Below are 22,315 nucleotides of genomic sequence, written 5' to 3'. Positions count from 1 at the left end.
AAAATTGTCAGCAGGGCACATCAACGACACAGATCGATCGCCATGCCAATCGCCGACAGCATGCTATTGCGACTGGCGGTTCCCTGCCAAGCCAGATCCAACGCCGTTCCATGATCGACGCTGGTCCGCACAATCGGCAACCCCAACGTCACGTTCACCGCATCATCAAACGAGAGGGCTTTTAGCGGGATCAGGCCTTGATCGTGGTACATGCAGATGTGCACATCAGTGGCCGCGCGCATCGCTGGTGTGAACGCGGTGTCCGGTGGCACCGGACCACTGATCTGCCACCGCAATTGCTGATCGCCAGCCCACTGCCGCACCGATTCGATTGCCGGTGTGATCAGGTTTTCCTCCTCACCGTGGCTGAGCAAGCCATTTTCGCCGGCATGTGGATTCAAACCCAACACGGTGATTCGCGGCGGGCGGCCAAATCGTTTCTCCATCGCGATGCCACCCAGACGGATGGCGCGGGCAATGCTCTCGATCGATAGCGAAGCGATTGCGTCGATCAACGGCAGATGGATATTGGCCAACACGGTCGAACAGGATTCACCCGAGAGCATCATGCAAAATTCGCTGGTTCCCGTCCGCTCGGCCAACAATTCGGTATGCCCCAGAAAACCGGTTCCGGCGTCATGCCAGGCCTCTTTTTGAATCGGACCGGTCACGATCGCATCCAACCGCCCCGCAAGTGTCTGGTCAATGGCCCACTGGACGGCCAGGAACGATGCCAACCCGGTTTTTGGCGAAAACGCTCCGGGAACCAGCGTTTCCAAGTCGATGTCTCCACAGTCGACCAGCCTTGGCTCAGTCGTCGTCGATGCGAATAATTCGTCTGCGGTCACGCGCGCCGGAAGCGGTAACGAAAGTCGGTCTGCGATCGTGGCGATCACCGTCGCCGGCCCGATCAGAACCGGTTGGCAGGACTGGCAAATGGTTGGATCGGCGGCACAGGCAAGCGCGATCTCGGGACCGACTCCGGCGACGTCCCCGACGGTGATTCCCAGACGAGGTGTCGAGCGTTGCAGGGACGGACGGGTTGACATTGGGCTGGTGTTTTTCGAGCGAATCGGTTGAGATAGCAAGCCGGACCGCCCAGCTTAGCATCGCGCCCGGATCACCCCCAAGCCCAGGATGCAACCCGATTCCGCAATGATCTGCATGACAGCACCGCACCGGCACGACTCTCTCACAGCCCGCCACCGGCGACTCGCATTGCCCGGTCGTGTTTCGCGGCGCTGTGTTTCGATGGGCTTGGTCACGCTCGCGATGCTGTGGGTCTGCCCAGCCTGCAACGCCCAACTCCCGGCCGCCCAACTCCCGGCCGGCGTGGCGGAGTCCGTCCCGGTCGCAGATCCTCTTTCCGCACCCTCGGTCATCGTGGTGTGTCCGTCACGCTTTCGCGCCGCGATCGCCCCGTGGCTGGACTATCGCGAAAGCCAGGGTGTTACGGTTCGCGTGATCGATTCGCAACCCACCGCCGCCGCGTTGACAGATTCGATCCGACAACACGCGACCGCCAGCGATCAATTCCTCATCCTCATCGGCGATACCCCGGTGATCGGCTCGACGGCCGACCCCGCATTTCAAGTGCCGATGCACTATGTCGCAACTACGGTCAGTGCAAAATTCGGCAGCACGCCGACGATGGCGACGGACTATCCGTACGCCGATGTCGACGGTGACGGAAAGTCTGACTTGGCGGTCGGACGATTACCGGTTGATACCCCACCGCAGTTGGCTGCGATGATCGGCAGAATCCGAGCCTATGAATCCAGCGTTGATTTTTCTCGTTGGCGACATCGCATTCAATTGGTCGGCGGCATCGGTGGTTTTGGCATGTTGGCCGATGCTGCGATCGAATCGGTCACACGCATGATGGTGACCGCCTCTTTACCAGCGGAAGTGCGAACGAGCGTGGCGTATGGCAGTCCCGGGCACCTGTTTTATCCACGCGAACGATTTACCGATTCGGTATCCAACCGCTACAGCCAAGGCTGTCGCTTCTGGGTCTATGCCGGGCACGGCATGGTCGATCGCCTGGACCAAGTCCCACGCGGGCCGACCGGTATGCCGGTGCTGGACAACAATTCTTTGCGAAACCTGAAATGCGATCCGGCAACGGCGCCGATCGCTGTCCTGCTGTGTTGTTTCACCGGCGCGATCGATGCCAGCGTGGACAGTTTCGCCGAACAGATGCTGTTGCATGAATGCGGTCCGATCGCAGTGATCGCGGGAAACCGGGTCACCATGCCCTATGGGAACGCGTCGTTGACGATGGGTTTGATCGATTCGATCTATGGACAAGGTTTCCGCACGGCGGCGCCCGCGGAACGACTGGGCGAGGCCTGGTTGGATGCGATCACACGATTGGAGATTGATCCCGCGGAAGATCGCAGCCAATTGCGAACGATGATCGATGCGATTGCCACACTGGTCAGTCCGGCGGGAACGAAACTGGCCGACGAACGCAGCGAACATGCGGCGCTGTACGGATTGCTGGGTGACCCACTGTTAAAATTGCATCCACCATCCAAGGTCGTTGTCGAAACCGCCACGGGTTTCGATTTTGGCCAACCCATCGACGTCACCGTGAACAGTCCGATCGACGGCCAGTGCGTCGTGATGCTCGATCATCCCCTGGGCGAACAACGCCGTGCGGTTCCAGGACAACCGTTTATCGATCCCAACGAAATCACACTCACGCAACAAACTGGTCCGGTCCAATCCGATCAGCCGAAAACCTTTTCATTGTCGCTACCAGAATCGCGAACCGGCCTGATCTCCATCCGCGTGCACATCGCCGGTCAACGCACTTGGGCTTCCGGCGCCGGGCAAACCTTTGTCCGCCCGGCGAATTGAATGCCAGTTAAACTGCTATCTTTACGGTTGAACGGTGTATCACGGAACTGGAATTCCGTCGTACCCGTCGATCGAACTTTGTCGCAGCAGTGGTTCCAGTTTCAAGTTTGAATTGCAACGGTAAGGATTGATGAAGGTTATTTCGCTGACGTGCAATCATTGTGGGGCGCCGCTGGAGGTGCCAGCCAAGGCTCGGTTTGTGACCTGCGGATTCTGCGAAGCACGACTGGCGATTGAACACACCGGAAATAGCTACACGACGTCGGTGTTGGAAGAACTGCAGGAAACCACTGCAAAACTGGCTCAGGACGTGGCCCAGATCAAACAGTCCAGCGAGATCGATCGGCTGGATTCCCAGTGGCTACAGACGCGATCCCAGCACATGGTCACCAACAAGAACGGTCACCAGAGTTTGCCGACCAAAGGCGGTGCGATCATCGGTGGTGTCGTCATCACACTGTTCGGATTGTTTTGGACCGTGATGGCACTGGGCATCACCAGCGCGGGCGCCGGGATGGGTGCACCGGGTGTGATCCGTCTGTTTCCGTTGTTTGGGCTGCTGTTCGTCGGATTTGGAATCTTCATGTCATTCCGCATGCACCACAAAGCGGACGCCTACCAAAAAGATCTGCAGCAGTATCGGCGAAAACGTCAAGACCTGGTTGACGACATCACTCAAAACTAACCGATCAATTCGCGGCGGAATCGGTGGTTGGTTGCGAACAAACGCAGCATCGACAGGTACACCACCGACACGGTTCCCAGCGCGGTCGCCCCGGCGATCAAGAACATGATCACGATTTGGTAACGCACCGCTTGTGCCGGATCAACGCCCGAAATCACCTGACCGGTCATCATCCCCGGCAGACTGACCAACCCCACAACCATCATCGAATTGATGATCGGGATCATCCCCGTCCGCACCGCTTCTCGCATCGGTTCGGCGGCGGCCTCGTGACGCGTCGCACCAAGCGCGATCAAGGTTTCAACCTGACCGCGTTGGCGAACCAGCGATTCGGTGAACGTGCTTAACCCCACCGAAATTCCGTTCAGCGCATTGCCCAAGACCATTCCCAACAACGGGATCGCGTATTGCGGTTCGTACCATTTGGGCAAGTCACAAAAAACCGCGAACAACACGTACGCAGTCAGTGTCCAGGAACTGGCCCAAACCGAGACGGTTGTGATCAACCGCAGCCCCGGGAACGTTCGCTTGCTGCGGGCTGCGGCGGTCCACCCGGCGACCAAGGTCATCACGGCCGCGATGGCGATGACGACGTACCAACGGTCGACGTGAAAAATCCATTCCAAGACCAACCCGACCAGCGCCAACTGAACGACCGTGCGAACACTGGCCAAGACCAACATCTTTTCGATTCGTAGCCGCAAGACGACTGAAATGATTCCATTGATAACGATCAACGCCGCCGCCAATGCCACCTGCGCATTGCTTAATTCAATGTAGTCCACCATCAATCAGTTTTCCTCTAGCTGGGTTTGACCGCTACGCATCGTGATGATGGAGTTGCAAATCCGCCGCGCCTGGGTGGCATCATGCGACACCCAAATCATGGCACGGTCATCGGGCTGATCTGCCAACCAGTTGATCACGATGGATTCGATATGTTGGCCGGACTGGGAATCGAGCGCCGACGTGGGTTCGTCCAACAACAGCACACGTGGCGACATCTGAACCGCTCGCAATAGCGCGACGATCTGAGCCTCGCCCCCAGACAACTGCTCATGTGGCTGCGACAAAAACGATTCGCCGCGGCCGATCGATTGAAGTTGTCGGACGATCCAGTCCCGATCAAACGTCCGACCGCGATTACACTTCAACAAATAGGGCAGGCACAGGACCGACTGGACCGTGCCTTCAAAGGGCGCCGCGCGCTGATGCACATACATCACCTGGCTGCGAAATTCACTGGCCTGATGATGGCTGACCGGCCGCCCCAGCCACAGAATCTGGCCGCTGTCGATCGGCTCTAACAGCGCCAGACTGCGCAGCAACAACGATTTGCCACTGCCCGACGGACCGAGCAAACCGATTCGGTCGCCTGGCACCAGTTCGATCGACACATCATCCAGCAAGCTACGATGCGCGATACGACGGGAAATCCCTTGGGCGGCGATCAATGGAAGCTGGCTCACGAGGACCGTCCCTGCGGCGGAGAGAGACAAAGGAGTTGGAAAGTTTGGCGGCTGTCGTGTGGGATGAAAACCCGGCAAGCGCCCCGTCACCCGACGCGAAATCGCTTGCAATTGCGGTTGTAGCGTGAGAAGATTCAGCCTGGTAGCTCGCCCCCCCAAGCCCACTCTCTTCTAATCCCCCACAGGTGCTTTGATGCGACTTCTTGCGACCACGTTGCTGTTAACCGGTTCGGTTCTGTTTTCTGCCAATGCTTTTTCACAAAGTGACGATCCGTTTGGCAATGGACAACGACCCGACCCATTCGGCGGAAAGGCAACAGCGACACCCGTCGCGCAAGCGCGAAAGGCTCTTCAAAACGGTCGCAAGCCAGTCCACGTTGCCACCCCACGCCAACATGACGTGGAACAGCAAATCCAAGCAGCGCTTGATTCAGAGACGTCATTCAATTTTGTCGAAACACCGTTGGCGGAGGCGGTGCAGGTTCTGTCAACAATGCATGACATTCCAATCGTGATCGACTATCGCGCGCTCGAAGAAATCGGATTGACTAAAGACCAGGGCGTGAATCTAAGTTTGTCCAAGACGTCACTGCGCAGCGCGCTGCGACTGTTGCTGCGAGACTTGGACATGACCTACATGATCAAAAACGAGGTATTGCAACTGACGACTCGTGCGGCGGCCGAGAACAGTTTGATTCTGGAAATCTACCAGTTGCCCGATAATCTGCGACCCAAGGCCGAGCAGGTGATCAAAATCATCAGTTCCACAATCGTGCCTGACACCTGGGAAACTCTGGGCGGCCCATCATCCATCCACGGTCTTGACCATTTGGTAGTGGTGTCGACGACCAGCGATGTGCACGACCAAATCAAAGAATTCTTGGCAAAACTATCCGAAAAATACGGCCAGTGATCCGCCGCTGCGCCACATTGTTTCTCTTGCTGGGACTGTCTTGGGTCACCATGACGACGACTCATGAACTGGGTCACTTGATCGGCGGCTACTGTGGCGGAGCCAAGTTGACGGACTTTGACCTGGCGCCGTGGAGGTTGCCCTACAGTTTTCACCACCCAGATCCTTATCCCCTGTTGACCCTGTGGTCCGGACCGCTGATCGGCATTGCCCTGCCAGCACTGCTGGCAGGTTTCATTCGTCGTCACTGGGCGGTGTTTGTCGCCGACTTTTGTTTGTTGGCCAATGGATGTTATCTTGCCCTCGCATGGCTGACCGAGGACCCACTGTTGGACACGGCCCGATTGATGGATGCGGGGGCACACCCATTTTCCATTGTGGTGTTCTGTGTGCTCGCGATCGGCATCGGATACGCCCGCTTTCGCCGTGACTGCGTCCGCCTTTTCCAGACTCAGCGCGATGATCTGGCGAAATCTTGACGAACCCGGCGGCCGGAATCGGAGTCACGTCCCCCGTCATCCGAATCTCGCCCCCAGCAAATATTGACTGTACCGACGGCTATGAAATACCCACTTTCGACTTTTGGAAATCGTCTGGCATTGCAGTCGGGCATCGGTGAATTGATGCAGGATTTGGGCCAGGCTCTGGCATCGGGCGACGAAAATCTGTGCATGTTGGGCGGGGGCCAACCGGCTCACATTCCTCAGGTCGATCAAATTTGGGCGCAGCGCTTGAGCGAGATCGCGGCGGATCCTCAGCAGGTCAACCGCGTGTTGGGCGATTATCAGCCGCCTGGTGGTGACGCAGCGTTTCGCGATGCCGTCGCAAGTTTGTTTCGGCGTGAGTTCGGCTGGCCGATCAGCGGTGAAAATGTCTGTATCACGGCGGGCGGCCAAACGGCATTTTTCCTGCTGCTCAATGCACTCGCCGGGCAATTCGATGACGGCACGACCAAAAAAATCTTACTGCCGATCGTTCCCGAATACATCGGCTATGCCGACCAATCGACGTCTTGTGAATTGTTCCGCGGCGTGCGACCGTTGATCGAGCGGATCGGGGATCATGAATTCAAATACTCGATTGATTTCGACTCGCTGCGAATCGATGACCAGATCGCCGCGATCTGTTTGTCGCGTCCGACCAACCCATCGTCCAATGTGATCGGCGATGAAGAACTTCAGCGACTTGCGGAATTGGCCGACCAGCATGGGATTCCACTGATCGTCGACAACGCCTACGGCGACCCATTTCCCGGCGTGATCTTTACCGACACCTCACCGATTTGGAATCCGTCGATGGTACTGACCTACAGTCTTTCGAAACTGGGGTTACCGGGGACGCGAACCGGCATCGTGATCGCCGATCAAGCGGTCATCGAAACGATCTCGTCGATGAATGCGATCACCTCCCTGGCCAACAACAATGTCGGCCAAGCCATCATCCAACCGTTGATCGAAAGCGATGAAATCCTGACGGTCAGCCGTGAACTGATTCGACCGTTCTATCAACAGCGAGCTGCCGAAGTCCAAACCTGGTTAAGTGATGTACTCGACGATTCGGTGCCCTATCGAATCCATCGCAGTGAAGGCGCGTTTTTCATCTGGTTATGGGTCGAAGGTTTGCCGATCACCTCGGCAGAACTCTATGATCGACTGAAGCGCCGTGGTGTGTTGGTGATTTCCGGCCACTACTTTTTCTTTGGCATCGATGATCCGTCATGGGATCACCGCAACGAATGCCTGCGAATCAGTTTCACCGCGCCCGAATCAGTTCTCCGCAAGGGCTTTGCAATCCTGGCCGAAGAGATCAATCAACTCTTCGCCACGAACTGATCGTTTCGCAAAGGGGCAGTCGCTTTGGTTGGTGTGGAGGATTGATTCGACCAGACAGGTTTCAGACGCAGTGGCGCATGGTCGGATGAATCCTCCGCACCAGCGCTCACCGCCAGGTTGCACCTGGCCTACTGGTGAAGAGGGAACCACGAATCACTCCAACGACACGAATCCGGACACCGAGCATGGGTATTCGTGCCATTGGTGTTATTCGTGGTAAAACATGGCAAACCGTTTTGACAGTGGTGCCCGTCCAGCCATCCCTTTCCCCCGCAGTGATTTGTGATGACGATTCGAACCTTGACCCAATGTGTTCTTCTGATGGCGTTGGGTCTGTGGCCCTGCGGCGTCGTTGCCATGGGGCCTGAACCCGGGGACTTGTATCGCGAGTTCGCCAAACACAACGGTGGCAATCGTGACTGGAGAGTGACCGACAAAGAAGCGGTCAAAAAGTTCGACGCCGCGAAAGAACACCTACCCAACGCGCGGCTGGAAATCCAAATCGATGATTTGCAGCATGCCGTTCGCGCCGAAGCATTGTTCGATCGTTGGGGAGGCCACCGCGGCACGATCAACAAACGAATTCGCTTCAACGACAATGCTTGGATCAACGTTCCCGAGATCGAATCCGTTCCGGCGGGGATCCGCGCCGAACAGTTGATGTATCAAGACAATCCGATCGTCGCGATTCCGCTACAGGATTTGCGTGAAGGCGTGAATATTTTTGACGCTGATTGTGATGAACAAGGCGGATTCGGCTGGGGACAGTGGGGCCTGTATTCACTGGTCGTTCGCATTTATTACGACCCGGTCAAAAAGGGTGAAAAACAACGAATGAGTGGTCGTATTACATCACCCGCACCGGGCGCGGCGCTTGGCGAAAACCCAACGGTTCAGATCCAGGCGGATGCCACGATGGGCGTTTCTCGGATCGATGTCCTGGCGTCCTACGATGGCTATGACGAAGACGGTGACGGGGTCTATGACGGCTATCATGAAAGTCATTTTCAACTGGTCAGCGGCCAACCCAATGAACTTCGCGACCACGTTGGCACACTTTGGCAACAGCCTTACCAAACCACCTGGGACACCCACTGGGTGCCCGACCAACGGCCCGGCGCGGTCGCGCTGGTGGCCCGGATCCAAGACTCACGAGGCTACTGGACGGTGACCGAACCGGTCACCGGCCTATCGCTCGTCCGGCCCGATGTGTCGGTCAAACTGTATCGGGCAGAAGACGTTCCAGAAGACTTCAGTGTGCGTGCGGATGAAACTCAATCCTGTACGTTCACGATCCCGTCGACTGATCCAATCGCATCGGCCAGTGAAGCAATCTTGCACTTGCGGACCTGGCACGGCTGGGATGGTCATCACGATCCGATTCGTATCAACAATCACGAGTTGGCGATTGGCGGCAAGAACCATTTTTATGACTATGATCGATTGCCACTGCCGGTCGAATCGCTGAAATCGGGGACCAACACGTTTGCGATGCATTCGACAACCGAGCACCACATGTTGGAAGTTTTGTGGCCGGGACCTGCGATCGCCGTGCGGATGCCGCGACCGGCGGTTTCAATCCAGCAGGACTTGTACCAACAGCGCGATCATTTTGTCGTCAACACACCCGCCGCAACCTATTGGCTGGATCAACGATCCGGCGGCCTATCACGTCTGATCGATCTCGACGGCAACGATTGGATCGCCTTCAAAAAAAAGCCCTGGGATCAGTACCCCGCCTCGGCGGCGGCGGCCTTTCGCGGAATGCCAAATCTATTGTTTGGTGGCGATGAAAGCGGGTTCGGACATCCTGGTTGGGACCGCGGTCAAAGCCGCCAAATCGACGAGCGAACGATTCTGTCGACCAGCGACAGTGGACAATGGCGATTGCGTTGGACGTTCAGCGATCAGCATGTGGATTTGACGGTGGAAACCGACGTTGCCCAACGCAAGTTTTGGTTTCTGTACGAAGGCCCGGTTGCCGGACGCTGGGCGCCCGACCAACAGTACTTCGCCACCGATTCACTGTCGCCGGTGACCCAACCGCGCGACTACATGGCCGGGGAACGAATCGAGGGGCATTTTCGCTGGGTCTATCTAGGCGACAGTTCAGTTGCACGGGTGCTGGCGATCGCACACCGGACCGCAGACCAGCAGCGTGACACGTTCTCGCACCTGGGCGCCAGCGATCAAGGGCTTGATGCTGACGACGGCATGGTTGTGTTGGGGTTCGGACGCGGCCCCAAGGGGATTGATCCGCTGCTGACTGGTGCCCAATCGTTTCGCATCGGTCTGATAGAATCCGCCGGCAGCTCCATGACCGAGTACGAATCGATCGGCAAACAACTGGAACCATGGGCTGTTCCAGCTGCTTCCGATGCTACCCCCCGACCACTAGACTGATGCCACTTCACCCGCAATCTCAATCGTTTTTGGATCAATTGGCCCAGCAGAATCCGCCTAGCTGGGAACAGTTAGGCGTCGACGACGCACGCGCGGTATTTGATTCTTTGGTGGGCGCACACGGCGAGAGCCCGCCGGTCTCGCGGGTCGAAGACCACAGCACACCTGACGGAATTCGGTTACGACTGTACGTCGACCACGCCGATCCACGACCGGTGGTGATGTTCTTTCACGGTGGCGGATGGGTGCTGGGCAACATTGCCTCGCATGATGCCCTGTGCCGTCGGTTTGCCATCGATTCCGGCTGTGCCGTGGTGTCGGTCGACTATGGCCTGTCACCGGAAAATTCGTTCCCCGGTCCGATCGATGATTGTTATCGGGCCACGCAATTTGTCGTCGATAACGCGTCGCTGCTGAACGTTGATGCCTCGCGACTCGCGGTCGCCGGGGACAGTGCCGGCGGCTATTTGGCGACCGCCGTTGCGATTCGAGCACGTGATCGGTCCGGCCCCCAGATCGCATTGCAAACATTGTTCTATCCAGTGATTGAGCCCCATTTCGAGACCGAATCCTATCGCGAATTTTCCCAAGGATACGGCCTGACCCGCGATTCGATGCGTTGGTTTTGGAACCAGTTCCTGGGCGACCAACCCGCATCCGCCGCATCGGTTCCCAGTCGCACGCCTTCTCTCGCAGGACTGCCCGCTGCGCTGATTGTCACGGCCGAGTACGATGTCTTGCGTGACGAAGGCAACGCCTATGCCAGCCAACTACAGGCCGCCGGCGTTCCGGTCACACACCTTCAATGCGATGGGGTGCTGCATGGTTTCGTGCACTTCGCCGGCCTGTTCGACCGTGGACTGGAAATCGGTCGCGATCTCGCACAGCAGACCGGACAACGGTTACGTGCCTAGCGTGTCGTCGCCGTTCATCACCGCGTCTTTGATCGCTTGCACCAATCGCGTTCGGCTGAGTCGGGCCGACGCATGTTCGTCGACGTGAATCCCCATTGATGTGGCCAAGCGGATTGCCAAGTCCACATCACGAATGCCGTGATACTGGTTGGTGACGCCATCATCGGTGTAGATCGTTTGATGGTCGTGATTGAACCCCGACTCATAGGCATCGGAAAGTTGCTCGATCCAATCCTCCGGCAACCGCCGTGTGCGGCAATACGCGACACTCCAAATTTCATCGCCGGTGCATTCCGACAACAGCGACAGGACACGGTGTCGTGGCAGCGGTGTCATCGATTGGCCAACAGTTGGTCGATCTGCGCCGCCAAGATAAAATCGTTTTCACTCAGGCCACCGATCGCATGGGTCGTCAGCACGACCTTCAGGTGACGATAACCGGTCAGGTGCAAATCTGGATGATGCTGTTGGGTTTCGGCGACTTCGGCAATCCGATTGACCAGTTCAACCGCCCTGACAAAATTCTTGCAATTGATTTTGCGCGAGATCGCCGATGCCGCAGCATCAAGTTCCCACTCGGGCGTGGCTTGGGCATACGAATCGGCTTGTTCACCGGTCAGCTTGTCGACACCGCCTTCGCAGGGTACGCACTTGGCTGCGGCTAGCGACTGAGCGGTCGGACGTTCACTCTCGTTTATCAACAAAAAATCCCTTTAGTAGGCTCAGGTGCAACTTGGCAAGCAATCGGGAGTGGATCTTGTGAAAGATCCGCACGCGACAGTGTCCACGACGGGCACCCCCATTCTTGCGACTCGTAGACGCTTGTCGATGGTCTTGAGAGTAGCAATCCGGTCCAGGCGAACGACTCGGCGGAGCAATCCACTTTCTGGGCGACACGCTAGCTATTCTCTCCAGCCTTCCCAGGGAAACCGCCGAGGTAACCTACGACCTTTGGGAAGGTTTCTGAAGTCGATCTGGCGATTTTCTGGAAGAATCTCTAATGTTCCCCGAATGGCCTTGGATGGCGACTGCATTCGTTCGCCATTTTAGCCGAATCGGGGGGAATCGGTTCAGCCTGCCTCTTCTCTATTCCACACGAAGGATCGTGACGATGTCCAACGGCGAACGCACACGTAAATCAGATTTTCGAAAACGTTCTCAGCGCCAGACGGCGACGAAACCCACCGCGCCGATCGAGGTGTTGTTGGAAACCGATTCGCCGCGATTTTTGATTAGCCGCATGAGTGCAATCGGCGACACGATTCTGACGCTACCCGTTGCCTGTGCCCTGCGCGATCGATTTCCCAAGTCGCACATTTCATGGATCGTCGAAGAAAAATCGGCTCCGGTGGTTCGCCGCCATAGCGCGGTCGATGATTTGATCGTGCTCGAACGCAGTTGGTTCACCAGCCCAAGCCGGCTGCGCAACGCCCGTCAACAACTGCGTGACCTGCGCTGCGATGTGTCAATCGACTGCCAGGGAATGACCAAATCCAGTTTGGCCTGTTACCTGTCCGGTGCTCAACACCGCATCGGTTACGCAGGAAAAAATGCACGTGAACTGAGTCGCTGGTTTTCAAACATCCAAGTCAAACCCGTGTTTCATCACCTGACCGATCGCTCACTCGAATTGCTGACACCGCTGGGAATTCATTCGCCCGCGGTGCGATGGGATCTGCCGGTCAGTGGCCCGGCCCAATCCTGGGCGCGGCGCTACCGCAGCACGGTTTCTGCACCGCGCGTTGCCATTCTAAATCCCGGTGCAACCTGGCACAGCAAACGCTGGTTGCCCGAACGATTTGGTGCGACCGCGCGCTATCTATACGATCGCTACGGCTACACGAGCATCGCGGTGTGGGGAACTTCTCTGGATCGTTCGATGGCAATGGACATTGTTTCATCGAGCAACGGGACGGCGATCCTGGCACCGGAAACCGATCTCCAACACCTGGCCGCTCTGATCGGAACAGCTGATTTGTTTATCAGCAACGATACCGGCCCATTGCACATGGCTGTTGCCGTGGGCACCCGCACCATCGGCTTGTATGGTGCCACCAAACCCGGTGACAGCGGCCCCTATGGTCAAACCGCGATCCAAATGGCGTACGAATCTGGATCGTCGCGGCAGCGCCGCAATGCATCCAATGCCGCGATGTGCGCGATCGGAGTCGAACACGTGTGTGCCGCAATCGACCAGTTTGAACAACAGCGCCAGCTGCCGGTCGCCGCCTAGATCCCAAGGAAATGAACCAACGACCAATGATCGATTCCAACAGCCGCGATGATTCGACCAGCGTGCAACAGATGCGCGCACTGGTCGAACAGTTCGTATCCGAGCGCCGTTGGCATCGCTTTCACAATCCCAAGAACCTGGCGATGTCGCTGGGAATCGAAACCGGCGAGTTGATGGAGCATTTTCAGTGGCTGACACTGGAACAGGCTGCGGCGGTCAAAGAGGACCCCGTGAAGAAACACGCCGCCGGCGAAGAACTAGCCGATTGCCTGGCTTATGTGTTGGCGATCGCCAACACGATGGAGATCGACCTGAGTTCTACGCTGGCCGCCAAAATGGTTCGCAACGCGGAAAAGTATCCGGTCGATCAAGCCGCAGACAGTTGACGTTTCATTCGTGAGGGATCGTCCGCCAGCGCTGCAATCGAGCGGATCCAATCCAGCTGGCGTTGATTGATCGGCACCGGGCTGCCGGCCGCGGGTTGGTCGACCAGCAACCTGGCGATGATTTGGGCCAACAGCTCACTGACACCCTGACCCGACGTTGCGACGGTTTTGAATGCCGCCTTTGCAGTGGACTCCCCCAAGTCGCTCTTGTTTAGAACGTCCAGAACGGGGACCGGATGCGGCAGTTGATTGATCGTGTCGGTCAGGATTTCGCTGCTGAATTCGATTCCCGGCTGACTGACGTGCAACACCAGATCCGCCGAACGAATCGCCTGGATGGCACGCTCGATTCCCTGTTGTTCGATCGCTTCGTCACTACGGTGCATTCCTGCGGTATCGCGTAGCCGCAGCGGCCATCCCTGGAACACCGTTTCGGCGTCTAACACGTCGCGTGTCGTGCCGGCGATGTCCATCGTGATGCTGCGATCATAACCCACCATCGCATTGATCAGACTGCTTTTTCCGACGTTTGGTGGACCGGCTAACACGATGTCAAACGGGCGTGACAAACGAATACCGATGCGGCCGGCAGCGGCGATTTCAACGGCTTGGTTTGCGATCAGGGCCGCCTGGGAGTCGTCGACGGCAAGTGCTGCGATGGATTGATCTCGCCAATCGCGTAGCGCCCCACGCACTTGATCCATCGCAATCGCTGCGGTGCGATCGGTCGTGCAGGCGACCAAGACCTCGACGGCTGCTACGATCAGCGGATCTTCGTCGGCCGCCACCGGTCCCGATGCAGATGCTGATTCGACAACGCCATGTGCCGCCAGATCGTCCATCACACGCTGCGTCGCGGCACGACCGCCGTGACAATGAATTTCAAACCGATCCGCGGCGATCGGCAGCACCACGATCGATTCCCCCGGATGCTGCTGGGCGGAATGAAGCTCGCTGCCGTCGGATGTCCCGACCGCTGCCCACGTGCCATAGCGAATCTGGGTCGGTTGAAGTGGTGCGTCGCCCGCCGGCCGAAACAACGCGGTCAACGTGGATGCGGCGTTTGGTCCCCACAGTTCAACCACCGCGACAGCCGCGCGTCCCGAACCGGTCAACACCGCGCATTGTGTCGTTTGTTTCATCGACCGATCGCAGTTAAACTCGCCGGACCGAATTGGTAACGTATCATTGTCGGGATCGGGCATTCGTTTCATTTCTCCTGTCGCAAGAGCCATGGCAAACGCAGCGCCAAATTTGTCGTCGATGACCGACGACGAATTATTGGACATGCGAATCTGTGATCTAAAGCTTTCCATTGCTGGCACGCCATTGGAAGCCCGGATCAAACAACTCGGCAGCGAATTGGCCCAGCGAGGCCTAAATTTCCGTCCCCACTGCTGGTTGAGCGACGACTGGTTTTCCCCAGACGGGATCCCAGGGATCGCAATTCCGTTCTATTTGGCGCACCCCCGCCTGATTCGTCTGGAACGCAAGCAATTGCTGGAAGTCGAAGGCGGTACCAAACAATGGTGCATGAAAATATTGCGGCATGAGGCCGGCCATGCGATCGACAGCGCCTTTCAACTGCGGCGAAAAGCCCGCTACCGAGCGCTGTTCGGCAAATCATCGCAGGCCTACCCCGAGTTTTACAAACCGAATCCGCAATCGCGAGATTACGTGCTGCACTTGGAAATGTGGTACGCCCAAGCGCATCCGCTAGAGGATTTTGCGGAGACCTTCGCGGTCTGGTTGCCAACCAGCTCGCGCTGGAAAACGCGATATCGGAACTGGCCGGCGCTGCGAAAATTACAATATGTCGACGAATGCATGACACAGATCGCGGGCAAGACGCCGCCGGTGACATCCAAAAGACAAATCGACAGCCTGTCCCAAATTCGCCGCACCCTGCGGACCCACTATCAACGCAAGCGCGAACACTATGGGATGAATTACCCGAACGTGTTCGACAAAGATCTTCGCAAGCTTTTTTCCTGCGATCGGAATCACCGTCGTAATCCCACCGCCGCCGCATCGCTGTCGCGCTGGCGTGGGGAGATTCGGAGGGTCGTCGCGAACTGGACCGGCGCATATTCTTACATGATCGACCAAGTGTTACAGGAAATGATCGAACGGTGCCGAGAATTAAAACTGCGGTTGGGCACCCCACCAGAAATCTGCAAACGTGATGCCATGATTTTGGTGGCCCTGCGGACAAGCAACTATCTCAATTCGGGCCATCGACGGGTAATGATGTGAGCAAATTGCGCGTATTGGTGCTGGTCCGCTCCGGGCATGTCCCACCGGAATCTCTCAAAGGCGTTTCCGAGAAAGACTTGGACGCTTGGAAAGCTGAGTTCGATGTCTGTGACACACTTCGCGGACTCGGGCATGAAGTGTTGCCACTGGGCGTCTATGACGACCTGGCGCCGATCCGCAATGCACTGACCGAATTCCAACCGCACATCACGTTCATGCTGTTGGAAGAATTCCACGGCGTCGTGACCTATGACTTTGCGATCATCAGCTACCTGGAACTGATGCAACAGCCCTACACCGGATGCAACCCGCGGGGGCTGTTGTTGAGCAAAGACAAGGCGCTGAGCAAGAAAATCCTGACCTACCACCGGATCCAAACCCCACGCTTCACCGTCTTTCCGGTCGGCCGTACGGTGCATCGTCCCAAGCGGTTGGAATTCCCGCTGTTCGTCAAATCGGTCTCCGAAGATGCTTCGTTTGGAATCGCCCAGGCTTCGATCGTCCACAATGACGAACAGTTGGGCGACCGGGTCGCATTTGTCCACGAAAAGACACTGGACGATGCAATCGTCGAACAATACATCGAAGGCCGCGAAATCTATGTCGGCGTGTTGGGCAACCAGCGACTGCAAACCTTTCCGCCCTGGGAAATGGACTTTGGAAAGATGCCTGCCGATACCGCCCGGATCGCCACCAGCCAAGTCAAATGGAATCGCAAGTACCAAGACAAGCACGGGATCACCACCCACGAAGCCAAAGACCTGCAGGAGGAGCTTGGCGATAAGATCAGCAAGCTCTGCAAACGGGTTTATCGGGCGCTGAACCTAAGTGGTTATGCACGCATGGATTTGCGGCTAAACGCCGCCGGGGAGATCTATGTGCTGGAAGCCAACGCCAATCCGAACATCGAGTACGGCGAAGACTTTTCAGAATCCGCCGAGATCGCGGGCGTGGACTACGAAACACTGATCCAGCGAATTTTGAATCTAGGACTGCGTTACAAAGCGGCCTGGATGACCAGCTAATACCTACTCGGTCGCCGTCTGCGCCTGCTCGGCTTCTTCCTCTCGCTTGGCCATCAAGAACTGCACCGCATCATAGGCGGCATGGGCCACGATTGGCACCAACAAACTGTCGGTGACGACCAGCAACATGGCAAAATAGATGCCCATCAATGTGGCCACCAGCACATACAGTTTGGTGATCGGATGCAGCATCCCGAATGCGATCGATGAAAACAGCACCGCAGTGGCCAACAGCGACGGGTTAGCCAGTTGAAAGGAATCGCCGACGGTGAACGGATTGATGGTCGTCGCGGTGGGATCTTGAAGTGCCGTCAACCAGGGCAACAGACAACCACGAAAGGCCAGTTCTTCGCCGATCCCCGCGCAGATACTTAGCATCAGCAACTCGGCGCGCGAGAGCGACAGCAGGACCTTCATCGTCGGGTTTTCACTCAGCCGCTTGATGGCCGAGATCGACTCGTGTGGGATCTTCATCAACAACGCGATCACGATCAACATTGGGATCGCCGCCAGCACGCCGATCCCGGATTGGATCGCGATCGAGCGCCAAGCGATTTCATCGATCCGATCGATGTACGCACGGGCATCAAAACCGACCACCCAGGCGATCGTCAATCCGACCAAACCGATCGCCAGTTCGAAACCGCAGGCCCACACGAACAGGAATTCGTCAGGCGGATCTTCGGCGGGGCTGGTGTCTTCGTTCAATTCAATCCCGGTCTCAATCCAAGTCAAAAAATTCGAGCGGTTGCTCTTGGCGAACATTGGCGACGCGGATCGCCGCCTGCCCGCTCAATAGTTTCCGAAACGTCTTGCCCACGATTTCACCCCGCCATCCGGTTAACAACGACGGTACCTGGTCGCCCTCTTTGGGATCCAATTCGTAGCCCAACACCTCTTTGACGTCATCGGCATTGCCGACGATCGACGGCGCCAATTTGTTCTGACGACTGATGCACGCCAGCGACGTCGACAGGAACTGACTGAGCATCGGCGAAATCACCGATCGAGAGCGGCGGGTTCGCCGCGGCAGGTCTTCGTCTGGAACTTCGATCGCCGCTTGGATCGCCGCCGAGATGTCATCGTAGTTGGAACTGTAACCACGCCAGTCCATCCCGCGGATGCTGCGAATTTTCTTCACATCGGATGATCCGCGTTTGGCCAATTCGACCATCAAATCATCTCGCATCACTCGACGGACCGGGCGATCTTGGGCCTCGGCGCGCTTGTCACGCCAACGCCACAGGTGTCGGATGATCTCCAATTGCCGTGGTGTCATTCCCGTGCAGCCACTGACGCGTCGCCAATTTTCGGTCGTCTCCTGTTCGATGACCTTTTGCTGGCGGATCTCGGTCTCCTCCACCAACCACTGCTCGCGATCGAGTTGTTTGATTGCATCGAGTTGCATCCGATACATCGGCTGCAGATCAGTCACGTCCTGCAGTGCATAACGCAGTTGGTCGGTCGACAGCGGTCGGTGCCGCCAATTGGTTCTCGATTCCCCTTTGGTCAGGGTCTTGCCGGTCAACCGATGGACCAAGTTTCCCAGTGAAATCGGGAACTCCATCCCGCTGAACCCGGCCGCCAGCTGTGTGTCAAACAGACCCGCAATCGGTTTGCCAGTGAACTGGTAACAAAACCGTGACTCTTCGCGAGCGGCATGGGCAATGACAGTCCGACCGGGTTGGATCAATAAATCCCAAAACGGATCGGTCGACTCCATTGCCAACGGATCAATAATTGCCAGCCGATCGCCGGCTGCGACCTGAATCAGGCACAACTGCGGGCGGTAACGGTCCTCCGAGACGAATTCTGTGTCAAAGCCGATGACGGGCGCATCCGCCAATTCGTCGCAGAATTGACGCAGCTCCTCACTCGTACTGATCGATTCATATTCCAAGGGAACGGTGGACTCTCTTTCTGCATTGAAACGGGCGGGCGGGCGGCAACAATCGCTAGCGGTGACCGGCCACAGCGATTTGCCGCAAGCGTGCTATAACTCTAACCGCCGCGAACTACAACGACCATCCGACATGACTCTAATCGATCGCCCCGCACCCGAATGGCTTGTCAGTGTCCGCGACCTGAATGAGGCCGAATTGGCCGTTCAATTTGGGGTTTCCATCCTCGATTTCAAGGAGCCCAGCGCAGGAGCATTGGCGGCGGTGGGCCCAGCGATCTGGCGAGCCGCCAGCCACCGGGTGCGGCAATTGGTCCACCCCGGCGATCAGCAGCCAGCCGGCCCCTCAGGCCCCCAGCCAGCTCGACCGCTCCGGCTCTCCGCAGCACTGGGCGAACTCCCCACGGCAGCCGCCCTGGCCGCTCAGCTGCCAAGCGAATTTGAGTTCGCCAAAGCCGGACCGGCGGGTTGTTCCGGCGAGGCCGAATTGCTAGGTCATTGGCGCGCGGTCGGCATGCAATTGCCGCCATCGGTGCAGCTGGTCGCCGTCGCCTATGCGGATCACCAGCATGCCGGTTGCCTGCCAGTGGAGACCATTCTGCGAATTGCCATCGACGCCGGTTTCCAGCGGTTCCTGATCGACACCAGCGGCAAAACGGGGCCGACATCGATTCAGATTCTAGGCCCGGATCGCTTACGCGCATTGGGGCGACTGGCCCACCAAAACTCCATCTGGTGGTCGTTGGCCGGTTCGATCAAGCTATCCCAACGACAGCATTTGGACGGCATTTTCAAGCACGGCAGCGATCAGCAACGCGCCCATGGCCCCGATTGCATCGCGGTCCGCGGCGATGTCTGTCGATCCGATCGCACCGGGACGCTTTGTCCCGATCGGCTGCGGGCGTGGCGTTCGTCGGGGTGGGTTAAACCCAATCCAAGCCTGTCATTTTCCGCAACCGCTCTTCAAAGTTCCCGATCAAGCCGCCCACCAACACCCATTCCGATTTCCGCCGCAATTCGATCTCGCCGAAGCGATTGATGCGGACAATCGAATCGCCAGTAACGCCAGCGTCGTGCAATTGCTTGAAATCGATTTCGCCTTCATTGACGACATCAAGCAAGGTTTTTCCGGTCAGTTCGATAAATTCCATGACTCTAAATTCCGTAACGCAAGGCTCAATCGGCGGCAGCAGGTCAATGGTGAGTGAAGGCCACAATTATTTCTAGACGGTTTACCGACATCCAACAACCATGCAACTCGGGCGACCGTTCCCCACCAATCGCGCCCGATTCCCCTCAAGATCGTCAGCAACAGTCACTGTCGTAGCGGATCCCGCCAGGGCCGGCGATTACCCACACGTTTTGTTTGATCATTCGCTAAATCCCTCGCTGACGCGGTTTGAAGTTGCGTTTTTTATCACAACCCGACGCGTGAGCGAGGGATTTAGGGTGTTCACGGGATCCCTCGCTAACGCGTCGGGTTACCAAGGAAGTCGGGTTACCAAGGAACACGTGTGCAAGGAAACGGAACCGTGGCCGGCCCAGCTACGGCAACACCGTCAATGAACCGTCCTAAGTTGCCGCCATCGGGCCGCCGCGCTATGCTACAGGTATCCGTTTCGTCAACAATTTGCCTGGGTTTTGCTATGCGTGTGATCATTCTGTGTCTGTTCGTTGCGATTGCCGGCGCTGGAGCGCTGCTGGACGCCGCTTACAGCTTCGCACAAACCGTCGTTGCCGGTACTGAAAAAACAGCGACGGCGGAAACGGCCAAACCTGCCGATGGCCAGGACGACGAAGCCGACGACCCGGTCTATCTGCGGATCAAGACGGACGACAAAGGCAACAAGGTCGCGCTGCAAACCGCCATCGTTCGCTACACCGGCAAACCAGGCACTCGCTACGACGGCGCGATCGTCGATTTGGTGGGCGTGGTTCACATCGGCGAAAAAGCCTACTACGACGACCTGGATAACCGACTGTCAAAATACGACTCCGTGCTGTACGAACTGGTCGCTCCCGATGGCACCCGGATCCGGCCGGAAGACCTGAAAGATCGCCGCTCGATCATCGCGTCGATGCAAACCGGGATGAAAGACATGCTGAAACTGGAATACCAGCTGGAGCGGATCGATTACATGGCCGAAAACTTTCGGCATGCTGATATGAGCCCCGAGGAATTCAGCAAAGATCTGGCGCGGCGCGGCGACAGCGTTCTAAAAATGGTCGCACGAATGATGGGCGCCGGATTGGCGTCCCAATCGAAAACCGGTGGCGACATGGGCGTGCTGATGGCAATGTTCAGCCAAGACCGTTCGACGGCAATGAAGAACGCCATGGCACGTCAATTGATCGACATGGAAGCGGTGACAACCGGGATCAACGACCACAACGGCGAAAACACTTTGATCAAAGGACGCAATGCCAAAGCTTTTGCGGTGCTCAAAGAAGAACTGGACGCCGGCAAGGTGAAACTGGCGGTGTTCTACGGTGCCGGACACCTGTCCGACATGGCCGAGCGGCTGGAGCAAGACTTCAACATGCAAGCCGGCGAAACGACTTGGTTGAACGCCTGGGATTTGAACGAAAAGTAAACCCGGATCGGAAACACAGCTCAACCGCGCTCAACCGCGCGATTGGCTATGCCGCGCGGTTTGCTGCGGTGTCAGACTTGATCGGCTCCGTAGCAGGCTGCTGAGCGATCGCGGCTTCGACCGGATCACATCGTCGCTCTAATTCCAACAGGGCCGCCTGGATTCGCAGCGCGTAGTCTTGAACCGATTCGTCCTGGCGAGGGTAGATCGGTTTCGCAAATGTGCCATCAATGCGGCTAAATGGCATTGGTAGCTGGGTGCGGTCCCACGTTTTTGGAAAAATCTTTCGCCAATGCGCGTATAACGAAATCGGCAACACCGGCGCCCCGGTTTTCTGTGACAGCAACGCGATCCCAGGGTTGACCACTCCGCGTGGCCCCTTGGGACCATCAACGGCCAGGCAGGCGGGCAGCCCTCCGGCAACATGATTGACCAAGCCACGCAGCGCCGTCACACCGCCTTTGCGTGCGCTGCCACTGCTGCCTCGGATCGGAACCGCACCGACGCTTTCGAGCGCCTTGGCAATCAAATCCCCATCCTTGCTGCGTGAAACCAACGAACCGGCACCATTTTCCGCGTAGGTCACCATGGCGATCTGTTGTGCATGCAGCCCGGCGTAAATATAGGGCTGGCCGGCGGCCCGCAGTTCATCTCGAGGATCGTCCACCGGGCGAACACGGCAGGTCACACGCAATAGTTTGATGAACGCCAAGACCAAATAGGGCATCACTCTTTTCATCGTCAGCATCCGAGCTGTTTTGCAAGCATTTACGATTGAGATCGGTTTGTGAAACACGTCTCAGCCAGTAAATAGGTGTCCCCGGCAGGCCAAGGCAAGAT

Annotated in this window: 22 protein-coding genes; 13 read left to right on the top strand and 9 right to left on the bottom strand. The window is 57.4% G+C overall.

The annotated features are described in order from the left end of the window. Window positions 1–20: 20 nt before the first annotated feature. On the bottom strand, window positions 21–1,049 hold the full coding sequence (gene pdxA, locus NHH03_RS10035; RefSeq protein WP_253155782.1) for a 4-hydroxythreonine-4-phosphate dehydrogenase PdxA: 1,029 nt from the start codon (window positions 1,047–1,049) through the stop codon (window positions 21–23). A gap of 115 nt (window positions 1,050–1,164) precedes the next feature. Here pdxA and NHH03_RS10030 point away from each other — a divergent pair, with 115 nt between their 5' ends. Together NHH03_RS10030 and NHH03_RS10025 are read left to right on the top strand one after the other, a co-directional pair. Beyond that, window positions 1,165–2,865: a C25 family cysteine peptidase gene (locus tag NHH03_RS10030; protein WP_253155781.1), complete on the top strand. Its 1,701-nt coding sequence runs from the start codon at window positions 1,165–1,167 to the stop codon at window positions 2,863–2,865. 130 nt (window positions 2,866–2,995) lie between these two features. Next, on the top strand, window positions 2,996–3,550 hold the full coding sequence (locus tag NHH03_RS10025; protein ID WP_253155779.1) for a hypothetical protein: 555 nt from the start codon (window positions 2,996–2,998) through the stop codon (window positions 3,548–3,550). Here the strand turns inward: NHH03_RS10025 and NHH03_RS10020 are convergent. Together NHH03_RS10020 and NHH03_RS10015 are read right to left on the bottom strand one after the other, a co-directional pair. Continuing rightward, complete coding sequence (locus NHH03_RS10020) at window positions 3,547–4,338, bottom strand: ABC transporter permease (RefSeq protein ID WP_253155777.1); 792 nt, start codon at window positions 4,336–4,338, stop codon at window positions 3,547–3,549. The two genes, NHH03_RS10025 and NHH03_RS10020, sit on opposite strands and share 4 nt — an antisense overlap. A 3-nt stretch (window positions 4,339–4,341) precedes the next feature. Continuing rightward, window positions 4,342–5,019: an ABC transporter ATP-binding protein gene (locus tag NHH03_RS10015; protein WP_253155776.1), complete on the bottom strand. Its 678-nt coding sequence runs from the start codon at window positions 5,017–5,019 to the stop codon at window positions 4,342–4,344. A 193-nt stretch (window positions 5,020–5,212) separates the two neighbouring features. Between NHH03_RS10015 and NHH03_RS10010 the strand changes: the two genes are divergently transcribed. From NHH03_RS10010 to NHH03_RS09990, 5 genes are all read left to right on the top strand, one after another. After that, window positions 5,213–5,932 carry a hypothetical protein gene (locus NHH03_RS10010; RefSeq protein WP_253155775.1) on the top strand — a complete coding sequence of 240 codons (720 nt, stop codon included), beginning with the start codon at window positions 5,213–5,215 and terminating at the stop codon, window positions 5,930–5,932. A 50-nt stretch (window positions 5,933–5,982) separates the two neighbouring features. Next, window positions 5,983–6,411, top strand: coding sequence for a hypothetical protein (locus tag NHH03_RS10005; RefSeq protein WP_253155773.1), 429 nt, complete (start codon window positions 5,983–5,985; stop codon window positions 6,409–6,411). Between the two features lie 81 nt (window positions 6,412–6,492). Continuing rightward, window positions 6,493–7,764 carry a valine--pyruvate transaminase gene (locus tag NHH03_RS10000; protein ID WP_253155771.1) on the top strand — a complete coding sequence of 424 codons (1,272 nt, stop codon included), beginning with the start codon at window positions 6,493–6,495 and terminating at the stop codon, window positions 7,762–7,764. Window positions 7,765–8,049: 285 nt separating this feature from the next. Then, a complete protein-coding gene (locus NHH03_RS09995; protein WP_253155770.1) occupies window positions 8,050–10,167 on the top strand; it encodes a hypothetical protein in 2,118 nt (705 codons plus the stop codon). Continuing rightward, complete coding sequence (locus NHH03_RS09990; protein ID WP_253155768.1) at window positions 10,167–11,081, top strand: alpha/beta hydrolase; 915 nt, start codon at window positions 10,167–10,169, stop codon at window positions 11,079–11,081. The genes NHH03_RS09995 and NHH03_RS09990 overlap by 1 nt, the downstream gene beginning before the upstream one ends. On the opposite strand, the gene NHH03_RS09985 is transcribed toward NHH03_RS09990, so the two are convergent. Together NHH03_RS09985 and NHH03_RS09980 are read right to left on the bottom strand one after the other, a co-directional pair. After that, a complete protein-coding gene (locus NHH03_RS09985; protein ID WP_253155767.1) occupies window positions 11,070–11,417 on the bottom strand; it encodes a hypothetical protein in 348 nt (115 codons plus the stop codon). The two genes, NHH03_RS09990 and NHH03_RS09985, sit on opposite strands and share 12 nt — an antisense overlap. Beyond that, the gene (locus tag NHH03_RS09980; protein WP_253155766.1) at window positions 11,414–11,782 is read right to left on the bottom strand and encodes a 4a-hydroxytetrahydrobiopterin dehydratase; all 369 of its coding nucleotides are present in this window, start codon (window positions 11,780–11,782) and stop codon (window positions 11,414–11,416) included. Before NHH03_RS09980 ends, NHH03_RS09985 begins: the two co-directional genes overlap by 4 nt. A gap of 410 nt (window positions 11,783–12,192) precedes the next feature. Here NHH03_RS09980 and NHH03_RS09975 point away from each other — a divergent pair, with 410 nt between their 5' ends. Both NHH03_RS09975 and NHH03_RS09970 read left to right on the top strand, forming a co-directional pair. Next, window positions 12,193–13,314: a glycosyltransferase family 9 protein gene (locus NHH03_RS09975; RefSeq protein ID WP_253155765.1), complete on the top strand. Its 1,122-nt coding sequence runs from the start codon at window positions 12,193–12,195 to the stop codon at window positions 13,312–13,314. Window positions 13,315–13,340: 26 nt separating this feature from the next. Then, the gene (locus NHH03_RS09970; RefSeq protein ID WP_390895550.1) at window positions 13,341–13,700 is read left to right on the top strand and encodes a nucleotide pyrophosphohydrolase; all 360 of its coding nucleotides are present in this window, start codon (window positions 13,341–13,343) and stop codon (window positions 13,698–13,700) included. On the opposite strand, the gene NHH03_RS09965 is transcribed toward NHH03_RS09970, so the two are convergent. Continuing rightward, entirely contained in the window at window positions 13,682–14,842 is a 1,161-nt protein-coding gene (locus NHH03_RS09965; protein ID WP_253155763.1) for a GTPase, read from the bottom strand. The two genes, NHH03_RS09970 and NHH03_RS09965, sit on opposite strands and share 19 nt — an antisense overlap. Before the next feature lie 91 nt (window positions 14,843–14,933). Here NHH03_RS09965 and NHH03_RS09960 point away from each other — a divergent pair, with 91 nt between their 5' ends. After that, window positions 14,934–15,956: a putative zinc-binding metallopeptidase gene (locus NHH03_RS09960; protein WP_253155762.1), complete on the top strand. Its 1,023-nt coding sequence runs from the start codon at window positions 14,934–14,936 to the stop codon at window positions 15,954–15,956. Then, on the top strand, window positions 15,953–16,981 hold the full coding sequence (locus NHH03_RS09955; protein WP_253155761.1) for a D-alanine--D-alanine ligase family protein: 1,029 nt from the start codon (window positions 15,953–15,955) through the stop codon (window positions 16,979–16,981). Before NHH03_RS09960 ends, NHH03_RS09955 begins: the two co-directional genes overlap by 4 nt. A 3-nt stretch (window positions 16,982–16,984) precedes the next feature. Here the strand turns inward: NHH03_RS09955 and NHH03_RS09950 are convergent, their stop codons facing one another. Both NHH03_RS09950 and NHH03_RS09945 read right to left on the bottom strand, forming a co-directional pair. Continuing rightward, the gene (locus NHH03_RS09950; protein ID WP_253155760.1) at window positions 16,985–17,716 is read right to left on the bottom strand and encodes a CPBP family intramembrane glutamic endopeptidase; all 732 of its coding nucleotides are present in this window, start codon (window positions 17,714–17,716) and stop codon (window positions 16,985–16,987) included. Further along, on the bottom strand, window positions 17,703–18,881 hold the full coding sequence (locus tag NHH03_RS09945) for a ribonuclease D (RefSeq protein WP_253155759.1): 1,179 nt from the start codon (window positions 18,879–18,881) through the stop codon (window positions 17,703–17,705). Before NHH03_RS09945 ends, NHH03_RS09950 begins: the two co-directional genes overlap by 14 nt. Window positions 18,882–18,888: 7 nt before the next feature. On the opposite strand from NHH03_RS09945, the gene NHH03_RS09940 reads away from it, so the two are divergent. Both NHH03_RS09940 and NHH03_RS09935 read left to right on the top strand, forming a co-directional pair. Continuing rightward, window positions 18,889–19,920, top strand: coding sequence for a (5-formylfuran-3-yl)methyl phosphate synthase (locus NHH03_RS09940; RefSeq protein ID WP_253155758.1), 1,032 nt, complete (start codon window positions 18,889–18,891; stop codon window positions 19,918–19,920). A 607-nt stretch (window positions 19,921–20,527) separates the two neighbouring features. Continuing rightward, entirely contained in the window at window positions 20,528–21,475 is a 948-nt protein-coding gene (locus NHH03_RS09935; RefSeq protein WP_253155757.1) for a hypothetical protein, read from the top strand. A gap of 46 nt (window positions 21,476–21,521) precedes the next feature. Here NHH03_RS09935 and NHH03_RS09930 read toward each other — a convergent pair whose 3' ends face one another. Beyond that, window positions 21,522–22,214 carry a lysophospholipid acyltransferase family protein gene (locus NHH03_RS09930; protein ID WP_253155756.1) on the bottom strand — a complete coding sequence of 231 codons (693 nt, stop codon included), beginning with the start codon at window positions 22,212–22,214 and terminating at the stop codon, window positions 21,522–21,524. Window positions 22,215–22,315: the final 101 nt, after the last annotated feature.

Origin of the sequence: Stieleria tagensis (genome assembly GCF_024129865.1) — a bacterium.
In the GTDB taxonomy this organism is placed as follows: Bacteria; Planctomycetota; Planctomycetia; order Pirellulales; family Pirellulaceae; genus Stieleria; species Stieleria tagensis.
The sequence above is the reverse complement of the archived record's forward strand: the minus strand, read 5'-3'. Positions and strand labels throughout refer to the sequence as shown.

What these genes read in the sequence shown, in the direction of transcription:
- NHH03_RS10005 (WP_253155773.1), top strand. Translation starts at nt 5,983, where the DNA reads ATGACGACGACTCATGAACTGGGTCACTTGATCGGCGGCTACTGTGGC.
- NHH03_RS09995 (WP_253155770.1), top strand. Translation starts at nt 8,050, where the DNA reads ATGACGATTCGAACCTTGACCCAATGTGTTCTTCTGATGGCGTTGGGT.
- NHH03_RS09985 (WP_253155767.1), bottom strand. Translation starts at nt 11,417, where the DNA reads ATGACACCGCTGCCACGACACCGTGTCCTGTCGCTGTTGTCGGAATGC.
- NHH03_RS09935 (WP_253155757.1), top strand. Translation starts at nt 20,528, where the DNA reads ATGCGTGTGATCATTCTGTGTCTGTTCGTTGCGATTGCCGGCGCTGGA.
- NHH03_RS10020 (WP_253155777.1), bottom strand. Translation starts at nt 4,338, where the DNA reads ATGGTGGACTACATTGAATTAAGCAATGCGCAGGTGGCATTGGCGGCG.
- NHH03_RS09960 (WP_253155762.1), top strand. Translation starts at nt 14,934, where the DNA reads ATGGCAAACGCAGCGCCAAATTTGTCGTCGATGACCGACGACGAATTA.
- NHH03_RS09975 (WP_253155765.1), top strand. Translation starts at nt 12,193, where the DNA reads ATGTCCAACGGCGAACGCACACGTAAATCAGATTTTCGAAAACGTTCT.
- NHH03_RS10000 (WP_253155771.1), top strand. Translation starts at nt 6,493, where the DNA reads ATGAAATACCCACTTTCGACTTTTGGAAATCGTCTGGCATTGCAGTCG.
- NHH03_RS09970 (WP_390895550.1), top strand. Translation starts at nt 13,341, where the DNA reads ATGATCGATTCCAACAGCCGCGATGATTCGACCAGCGTGCAACAGATG.
- NHH03_RS09930 (WP_253155756.1), bottom strand. Translation starts at nt 22,214, where the DNA reads ATGAAAAGAGTGATGCCCTATTTGGTCTTGGCGTTCATCAAACTATTG.
- NHH03_RS10010 (WP_253155775.1), top strand. Translation starts at nt 5,213, where the DNA reads ATGCGACTTCTTGCGACCACGTTGCTGTTAACCGGTTCGGTTCTGTTT.
- NHH03_RS09990 (WP_253155768.1), top strand. Translation starts at nt 10,167, where the DNA reads ATGCCACTTCACCCGCAATCTCAATCGTTTTTGGATCAATTGGCCCAG.
- pdxA (WP_253155782.1), bottom strand. Translation starts at nt 1,049, where the DNA reads ATGTCAACCCGTCCGTCCCTGCAACGCTCGACACCTCGTCTGGGAATC.
- NHH03_RS10025 (WP_253155779.1), top strand. Translation starts at nt 2,996, where the DNA reads ATGAAGGTTATTTCGCTGACGTGCAATCATTGTGGGGCGCCGCTGGAG.
- NHH03_RS09965 (WP_253155763.1), bottom strand. Translation starts at nt 14,842, where the DNA reads ATGAAACAAACGACACAATGCGCGGTGTTGACCGGTTCGGGACGCGCG.
- NHH03_RS10030 (WP_253155781.1), top strand. Translation starts at nt 1,165, where the DNA reads ATGACAGCACCGCACCGGCACGACTCTCTCACAGCCCGCCACCGGCGA.